An 8268-nucleotide genomic window follows, 5' to 3' on the forward strand; every position below is an offset into this window, starting at 1 on the left:
AGTCTAACGCAATGCGGCGCGCAGCCGGTCCTCCAGCCGCGCGTGGCCGGCCGGCCGGCCCAGCTCGTCAAGATTCGTGCGGTCAATGGCGAACTGGTCGGCCCACACGCCGTCCTTGAGCACCAGGATGCGGTTCGACAGTCGCACCGCCTCGGCGATGTCATGCGTCACCATCAGCGTCGCCCACCCATGGGCGCGCTGCAGATCAGCCAGCAGATCCTGCATGTCCAGGCGGGTGAGCGCGTCCAGGGCGCCGAAGGGCTCATCCAGCATCAGGAGTTTGGGTTCGCGCACCAGCGCCCGGGCCAGCGAGGCCCGCTGCGCCTGGCCTCCGGACAGCCGGGCGGGCCATGCGTCGACATGATCGGCCAGCTGGACCTGTTCGAGAGCCCGAGCCGCCAGCGTCCTCCGCTCGCGCCTGCCGCCGGACATGCCGAGCGTGACGTTGTCCCACAGGCGCATCCACGGCACCAGACGGGCGTCCTGGAATCCCATCGCCTTCGAATCCGTGACTTCGCAGCGTCCTGAGCTTGGCCGGAGCAATCCGGCGATCACGCGCAGCATCGTCGATTTTCCGCATCCGGACCTGCCGATAAGCGACACGAACTCACCGGGTCGGATGGTCAGTGAAATGTCGCGCAGCACCGTGACGTCGTCGAATGAGACCGCCACGTCGGTGAGCTGAACGAGGTTCCGTGAAGCGGGAGTCTGCTGCGAGGTTGTCATATGCGATCACCTGGTTGCTGTGTGGGATGGCGTCGGCTACTTGCTGCAGTCGATTACGGCCGACTTGAGATCCGGCACGGCGTCGATGAATCCGAAATCGACATACTGCCGGGCCTGCTGCTCGAGCTGGGCGAGGCCGGCGTCGTCGATCGGACGGATTTCGGGCACGTCGAACTTGGCGATCTGCTGCACCAGCGACTCGGAGGCTCCGAACTCCTTGTACGCGTTGGTGATCACCGAGGGATCCTTTTGGGCCTTGCCGGATTCCTCGACCAGCGCGTCATACAGCTTCCTCACCAGGTCCGGATGCTGCTCGGCGAACGATTTGGCAACCATGTGGATCGACACGTTGAGACTGTCGTACCGCGTGCCGTCGGTGAGCAGCTTGGCGCCCGGGGTCACGATGGCCGCGGCGAGGTTCTGGTCGAAGGTGGCGATCGCGTCGACCTGCCCGGACGTGAAGGCCGCGCTGAAGTTCGACGGGCTCATCTCCACCTCCTGCACCTGCGAGGCGTCAAGGCCGTTGTATGCGAAGGCTTGGTGGATGATGTAGTCGCCGGTGCCGCCCTTGGAGATCAGCGCGACCTTTTTGCCATACAGGTCCTTCAGGGTGTTGACGCCGCTGTTCGGGGCCGCGACGATGCCCTGGGAGTCGCCGGTGTAGTATTCGAGCGCGAAAGCCACCCACGGCTGGTTTTCGGCGATGAGGTCGATGAAATGGCCGGTGCCGGTGCTGGTGGCGTCCGCCGCGCCCGAGGTGACCGTGGTGTATGCGTCATCCGGGTTGAACGGGCCCTTGAACTGGACTTTGGCGGGGGAGAGGGAGGTTTGCGCGAAATCCTCATCCTTCAGCGTGGTCAGGTAGTTGGCCGTCGAAAGATAGGCGACGCGCAGCGTAGGGGTGGCGTCCGACGCCGAGGACGAACCGCAGGACGCCAGCGAGACGGCGGCCGCCAGGGCGCAGGCCGCGGCGAGGATGCGACGGGGGGTGATATGCAGCATGATGATTCCTTTTTGAACAATGGCTTGGAATTGGAACTTGATGTAAGTTGATTCGCCTTGTGCGTGCTGTGCGCCGCGATCACCGGTCGGTTCTGTAGTGCGTTGCGGCGCGTTCCAGCACGCCGACCAGCGCCTCCGACGCCAGTCCGAGCAGCGCGTAGAGCACCACGCACAGCACCATCTGGTCCGTGCGCGAGAACTGCTGCGATCTGGCGAGGATATAGCCGAGCCCCATGGAGGAGTTCACGGTCTCGCAGGTCACCAGGGCGATCCAGGCGACGGTGAGCGCGAATCTGAGCCCCGTCATGAAACTTGGCAGCGCTCCGCGGAAGAGAATCCTCCAGAGTACCGTGCCTCTGCCGAGCTTCAACGTGCGGGCCAGCTCGAGCAGCTTCGGATCCACGCCGCGCACGCCGTCGCGCAGATTCACGTAGACGAGGCCGAATACGCCGACGGCGATGAGCGCGATCTTCATCGTCTCGTCAATGCCCAGCCACACGATGAACAGCGGGGAGAGCGCGGGGAACGGAATGGCCCGCAGCATATGGACCGGCTTGTCGATCAGCGTGAGCCCGACGCGGGTGGCTCCCGACAGCAGACCGGCGGGGACGGCGAGCAGCAATCCCAGGGCCAGCCCGCCGAGCACGCGTGCCAGCGATATGCCGATGGACGGCAGCAGCATGCCGTCTTCGAACAGTTCCACACCCGCGGACCAGACCTCGCGCGGCGAGGGGAGCGGGCGGCTCTGCGCCGGGGTGGAGGTGGCGAACCACCACCACAGCAAGAGCGCGGCCGTCGACAACCAGGCGGCTGACGATTGCAGCATATGAACGCCCCGGCGGCGGCGAGATCGCTCGAACCCGCCGGAGGCCGCGGACGCCCCCATATGCTGATGCGTATTCGATGCCGAATGGCCGGACGGACGCACGGAATAATCGTGCATCTGACATTCCCTTCGATAGTGCTGACTACATCAGGTTCGACGAGTGTGATCTCAGCCCAGCCGGCCCGCTTTCGGAACCATCCCGGGGACCATGCGCGGTCCCTCGCGATACGACGGCTTCCCAGCATGTTTGAGGCATATGGCCCGGGCACCCCGTGTCGAGCAATATTGTTGCCCCGGGGCGTGGACAACGGGCGCCGCGGGCTTTCCCTCGTCCGACGAACGCATTATTGTTGGTTGCGTCATCACAACATACAGTTCGTAAGGAGAAGTTGTGGCAGCAATTGAAAGCGTGTACGCGCGTCAGATTCTCGATTCCCGTGGCAACCCGACCGTCGAAGTTTATCTTGAGACCGAAGACGGCGCTCTGGGCAAGGGCCTGGTTCCGTCCGGCGCTTCCACTGGTGAAGCTGAGGCTTGGGAGCGTCGCGATGGCGACAAGTCCGTTTACGGCGGCAAGGGCGTGCTCAACGCCGTCAAGGCCGTGAACGAGGAGATCGCCCCGAAGATCATCGGTATGGATGCCGCCGACCAGCGTGCTCTCGACAACCTGATGATCGAGCTCGACGGCACTCCGAACAAGGGCCGTCTCGGCGCCAACGCCATCCTGGGCGTGTCCCTGGCCGCCCTGTACGCCTCCGCCGAGTCCGCCGACATGCCGCTGTACCGCTACCTCGGCGGCACCAACGGCCACATCCTGCCGGTGCCGAACATGAACATCATGAACGGCGGCGCCCACGCCGACTTCGCCACCGACATCCAGGAGTACATGATCTCCCCGTACGGCTTCGACACCTTCTCCGAGGCCCTGCGCGCCGGCGTCGAGGTCTACCACACCCTGAAGAACGTCCTGAAGAAGGACGGCCTGGCCACCGGCCTGGGCGACGAGGGTGGCTTCGCCCCGAAGATGAAGTCCAACAAGGACTCCCTGAAGTACATCGTGGACGCGATCTCCGCCGCCGGCTACGAGCCCGGCAAGCAGATCGGCATCTGCCTCGATGTCGCCTCCTCCGAGTTCTACAACAAGGAGACCGGCAAGTACCACTTCGAAGGTGCCGATCGCGACGCCGCCTACCTGCTCGACTTCTACGAGCAGCTCATCGAGGAGTTCCCGATCGTCTCCATCGAGGATCCGTACCAGGAAGAGGGCTGGGACGACTGGGCGAAGATCACCGCCAAGCTCGGCGACCGCCTGCAGTTCGTCGGCGACGATCTGCTCGTGACCAACCCGAAGCGTCTGGCCAAGGGCATCGAGCTCGGCGCCGCCAACTCCCTGCTGGTCAAGCTCAACCAGATCGGTTCCGTCACCGAGACCCTCGACGCCATCGAGCTGGCCACCGCCAACGGCTTCACCTCCATGGTGTCCCACCGCTCCGGTGAGACCCCGGACACCACCATCTCCGACCTCGCGGTCGCCAAGAACACCCGTCAGATCAAGACCGGCGCCCCGGCCCGTGGCGAGCGCGTTGCCAAGTACAACCGCCTGCTCGAGATCGAGGACGAGCTTGGTTCCGAGGCCGTGTATGCCGGCTACAGCGCGTTCAAGGCCTGCAAGAAGTACACCAAGTGATCGCCTGCGGCAGTCTTCCTCATATGGGGTGATCCCCATATAGGGTGACGCGCCGAGCGTAAGCGATGCCCGTCGTGTTCGTTCGTCGAACGCGGCGGGTATTTTCGTGCATATGACACGCTCAGGCAAGAATCAATTTCGCATCCATTCGGGGCCTATTGCGTTCTTCCTCTCCATCATCCTGATTGTCATCGGCTCGATCCAGCTTGTCTCCACTTTTCATACGTATGCGGTCAATCTGTCGGAGCTGAACACCCTGCGTAAAACGGAAGCTGCGCTGGTCGAGAAGAATCAGGATCTGGTCAACGATATCGCGCGTTGGAACGATGACGAGTATGTGGCGGCGCAGGCCCGTGAACGGCTCGGCTTCGTGTTCCCCGGCGAACAGGCCATCCGCGTGCTCCATCCGGAGGCTGTGACGGGGCAGACGGACTCCTCGTCCGATTCCGCGCAGACCGATACGTCCGGGTCGGACCCGTTGCCCTGGTATCAGGAGTTGTCGTATGCTTTCGAGCAGGCCGACGCCGGACGGTCCGACGCCGCCACGTCCACGTTGTCCGGGGAGAGCGGCGGCAGCGCTGGTTCCGATGCCGCGACGCCGGATCAGGGTTCGTCGTCGCAGCCGTAAATTGCAAGGAAGGTACCTAATGACACCAGATGATCAACGGTTTGCGGCTTCATTGGCCGACAAGCGTCTTGCGGAAGGCGCGTCGAGCCGCGACATAGCTCGCGTGACGGCGCAGCTCGGCAGATACCCCCGTGGCATGGTGGCGGTCGGGGCGCGTTGCGTATGCGGAAACCCGTTGGCGGTGGTGACCCGTCCGCTGCTGCCCGGCGGCATCCCGTTCCCCACCACGTGCTATCTGACCAGCCCGGAAGCCGTCAAGGCGGTGTCCCATGTGGAGGCGTCCGGCGACATGGCGTTGTACACCTCGATGATCGGGCAGGACGAGCGGGTGCGCCAAGCCTATGAGCGTGCGCACGACCTGTATCTGGCGTTCCGGCATGTCCTGGCTCAGCGCTTGGGCGACGGCGAAGAGCATCTCGCCAATATCAGTGCCGGCGGCATGCCGGTGCGCGTGAAATGCCTGCATGCGCTGGTCGCCCAGTCCCTGGTGATGGGACGGGGTGTCAACCCGATCGGCGACATGGTGCTGGATCGGGTTCGCGGCGAATTCGATCCCCGGGTATGCCGTTGCGGCCGGTTGGACGTCGAAGGCGACGACAGGACCGTCGACGGCGGTCGGTGAAAGGCACAAGGATACGGAAGGATACAGGGGAGCGGCGTTGAACGTGAATGAGGCGAATGGCCGGTCGGTGACCGTGGCCGGCATTGATTGCGGCACCAATTCGATACGGTTGAAGATTTCCCGTGTGGACGGGCGCGGCTATGAGGACCTGCTGCCGCGCGTGCTGCGCGTGGTCCGGCTCGGTCAGGGCGTTGACCGCACCCACCGTTTCGCCCAGGACGCGTTGGACCGCACGTATGAGGCGGCCAGGGAATTCGCTGACATGCTGGCCGAATACCGCATCGACGGCGTGCGGTTCGTGGCGACGTCGGCCACCCGGGACGCCGAGAACCGCGAGGAGTTCGAACAGACGATCGAAAACATCCTCGGTGTTCGCCCTGAGGTGATTCCCGGCACGGAGGAGGCGCGTCTGAGTTTTCTGGGCGCCACCAGCGTGCTCGATGCGCAGCTGGGCGGCGGGCGACTGGCGAAGCCCCCGTATCTGGTGGTGGATTTGGGCGGCGGATCCACCGAACTGGTGCTTGGAGGCGACGGCGTCGAGGCGTCCGCCGACGCGGTGACCCACGCGTTCTCGATGAATATCGGTTCGGTGCGTATGACCGAACGGCATCTGCACACCGATCCTCCCACCGAAGCGGAGATCACCGAGGCGATCGCGGATATCGATGCGCATATCGACGAGGCCCATCGGAGCGTGCCGTTCGAACGCACCGGAACGATCATCGGAGTGTCCGGAACGGTGACCACCATGACCGCGCTGCAGCTGGGCCTGCCCGAATACGATCATTCGGCGGTGGACGGCAAGCGCGTCCGTATTGACGACATCACGGCGGTCGACGACCGGTTCACGCGCATGACGCGTGCGGACCGGCGTGCATACAAGACCATCCATCCCGGCCGCGTCGACGTGGTGGGCGGCGGCGCCCTGGTGTGGAACCGCGTGCTCGCCAAGGTGGCGGAGTCGGCCAACCGGCTGAAGCCGGCCGGCGATGACCGCATTGATTCCTATGTGGCCAGCGAGCACGGCTTGCTGGACGGCATCGTGCTTGACTATGGCCGCCGCCTGTTGGCGAACGGTTAGCGGACGCTTCCGCTCTGGCGCGAACGTCCCGCCTCATGGCATAATATCTGTGTCCCGCTGCGCGCGCGGCGGGCATGCGCCGCCCCCGTGGCGAAATGGTATACGCAGTCGACTTAAAATCGATCGCTTCGGCTTGCGGGTTCGATTCCCGCCGGGGGCACTTTTTTCCAGGAACCGCCAGAAATGGCGGTTTTCTTGTAATTTCAAGGAATTTCGCGCGTTTGGAATCCATGGACGGCGTCAACGCTCGCACGGGATTCGACGTGTGGAATTTTCGATCAGGCCCGCCGCTTGCCACGGTGGGCCTGCGCATACCTGAGTGTGGGTTGGCCCGGCGTCGACACGGCAGGGGACCGCACTCCCCGGAGAATTCGACGAGATACGTCTTTGGGGGGGGGTATCTCTGATTCCAGAGCACTTGCGGGTTGTGCCGCGGAATGCGTCGCGAGGAGGAGATGGAGCCATGAGTGTCCGTATGGGAAGGCGAGTCTTCGGATATGCGGGAGTGGCGCCGCGTCACGCCGCGGAACGCCGGATTCTGAGGTTTGCGTCGGCGTTTCTGGCGTCGGTCATGGTGATGTGCGTATGCGTCGCGAGCGCCTTTCCGGCGTCCGCGGACGCCATCGCCCGTGACGGGTCGGCTTCAGGGGTGAAACTGCCGGCCGACTGGGATGCCACCATGGCCAAGTACTTTCCCGACGAGGTGCTGCGCGAGGCGGTTGACTTGGAGGTTCGCAGCGAATTTGCCGGACAGGACCTCTCCTCCGAATCCGTGGATGATGTGCTGGCGGATGTTACGGGCCCCTATGATAATGGGCATTGGGACTTATATTCGACGTATGAGAAACTTGGTACTTCCGAGCGCATCAAGTCGTTGAACGGCATCCAGTATCTTCAGAGTCTTACTCTTATTGACACGGCTGATCAGGTTCCAGGCAGGCGAAACAAGGGGGTGGGCCTGCAGATGCTTGCGTTCCCGGGCATTGCGCAACCGACGCATGATCAATGGGAAGCGGGCCAGCACGAGTACGTACCGGATTTAAAGATCTGGAATGAAGTTCTGCATGTCTTCCCTGCGAAGCTGTATCCGGATACCAGCAAGGATGAGGTGAATATCCCGGTTAGCACGACTAATAACGATATAGGTCTAAGCCAGATTTATTATCATCACACCCCCGCGCTCACATATGTCCGCGACGGCAGGGGCGGCAAGCGGGTCACCTTCGAGGCCGGCATATACAGCATCCCGGACAACGCCTCGTACGACACCAATGACGAGAGCGAAGGCCTGGTGCCGATCTTCGGCCAATCCAATGACCCGATGACGGACTTTAACTTCAACACCATCGCGGGGCTGACCGGCTACGATACCAACAACCGGGATGGGTTCACGGTCACCACCGACGCGAACGCAGCCATCGGGGGACAGCTGGCGAAAAACGTCGGTTACTTCAATGCCGTGGCGAGTTTTGACGGCAGGGGCCGGAGGGACATATATTCCTTCAGCTACGCGTATGAGATGACCCTGGACTACCTGAGCACGGTCAAGCAGCAAAGCACGATCACCACGCTCGGCGATTTCACCTTCAAGAAGACCAGCGACACCAATCCGAATCTCGGCCTTGGGGGCGCCCGGTACCGGATCATGCGCGACGGGAAATACCTGCTGGGCAGCGTGGACGGCAGCACCGGCACC

The 8268-nt window shown here is 63.3% G+C and carries 8 protein-coding genes and 1 tRNA gene; 6 read left to right on the top strand and 3 right to left on the bottom strand.

Annotation, left to right across the window (positions count from 1 at the left end; genetic code table 11):
- Positions 1-3: 3 nt before the first annotated feature.
- The 3 genes from B2994_RS00395 to B2994_RS00405 all read right to left on the bottom strand — a co-directional run bounded on the left by B2994_RS00395 (position 4) and on the right by B2994_RS00405 (position 2554).
- Positions 4-726 (bottom strand): ABC transporter ATP-binding protein, encoded by a 723-nt coding sequence (locus tag B2994_RS00395; protein ID WP_291526441.1) that lies wholly within the window; start codon positions 724-726, stop codon positions 4-6.
- A gap of 36 nt (positions 727-762) precedes the next feature.
- Complete coding sequence (locus B2994_RS00400; protein WP_291526442.1) at positions 763-1728, bottom strand: ABC transporter substrate-binding protein; 966 nt, start codon at positions 1726-1728, stop codon at positions 763-765.
- 79 nt (positions 1729-1807) lie between these two features.
- Positions 1808-2554, bottom strand: coding sequence for an ABC transporter permease (locus B2994_RS00405; RefSeq protein WP_291526443.1), 747 nt, complete (start codon positions 2552-2554; stop codon positions 1808-1810).
- Positions 2555-2945: 391 nt separating this feature from the next.
- On the opposite strand from B2994_RS00405, the gene eno reads away from it, so the two are divergent.
- The 6 genes from eno to B2994_RS00435 all read left to right on the top strand — a co-directional run.
- Positions 2946-4241, top strand: coding sequence for a phosphopyruvate hydratase (eno, locus tag B2994_RS00410; RefSeq protein ID WP_291526444.1), 1296 nt, complete (start codon positions 2946-2948; stop codon positions 4239-4241).
- Positions 4242-4353: 112 nt separating this feature from the next.
- Positions 4354-4869 carry an FtsB family cell division protein gene (locus B2994_RS00415; protein WP_291526445.1) on the top strand — a complete coding sequence of 172 codons (516 nt, stop codon included), beginning with the start codon at positions 4354-4356 and terminating at the stop codon, positions 4867-4869.
- A gap of 19 nt (positions 4870-4888) precedes the next feature.
- Positions 4889-5491, top strand: coding sequence for a DUF501 domain-containing protein (locus B2994_RS00420; protein ID WP_291526446.1), 603 nt, complete (start codon positions 4889-4891; stop codon positions 5489-5491).
- Positions 5492-5534: 43 nt separating this feature from the next.
- Positions 5535-6572 (top strand): Ppx/GppA family phosphatase, encoded by a 1038-nt coding sequence (locus B2994_RS00425; protein WP_291526447.1) that lies wholly within the window; start codon positions 5535-5537, stop codon positions 6570-6572.
- Positions 6573-6653: 81 nt separating this feature from the next.
- Positions 6654-6732, top strand: a tRNA-Leu gene (locus tag B2994_RS00430).
- 315 nt (positions 6733-7047) lie between these two features.
- The coding region (locus B2994_RS00435; protein WP_291526448.1) for a hypothetical protein at positions 7048-8268 on the top strand (1221 nt) is incomplete at its 3' end.

This window comes from Bifidobacterium sp. UBA744 (assembly GCA_002298605.1).
Classification (GTDB): Bacteria; Actinomycetota; Actinomycetes; order Actinomycetales; family Bifidobacteriaceae; genus Bifidobacterium.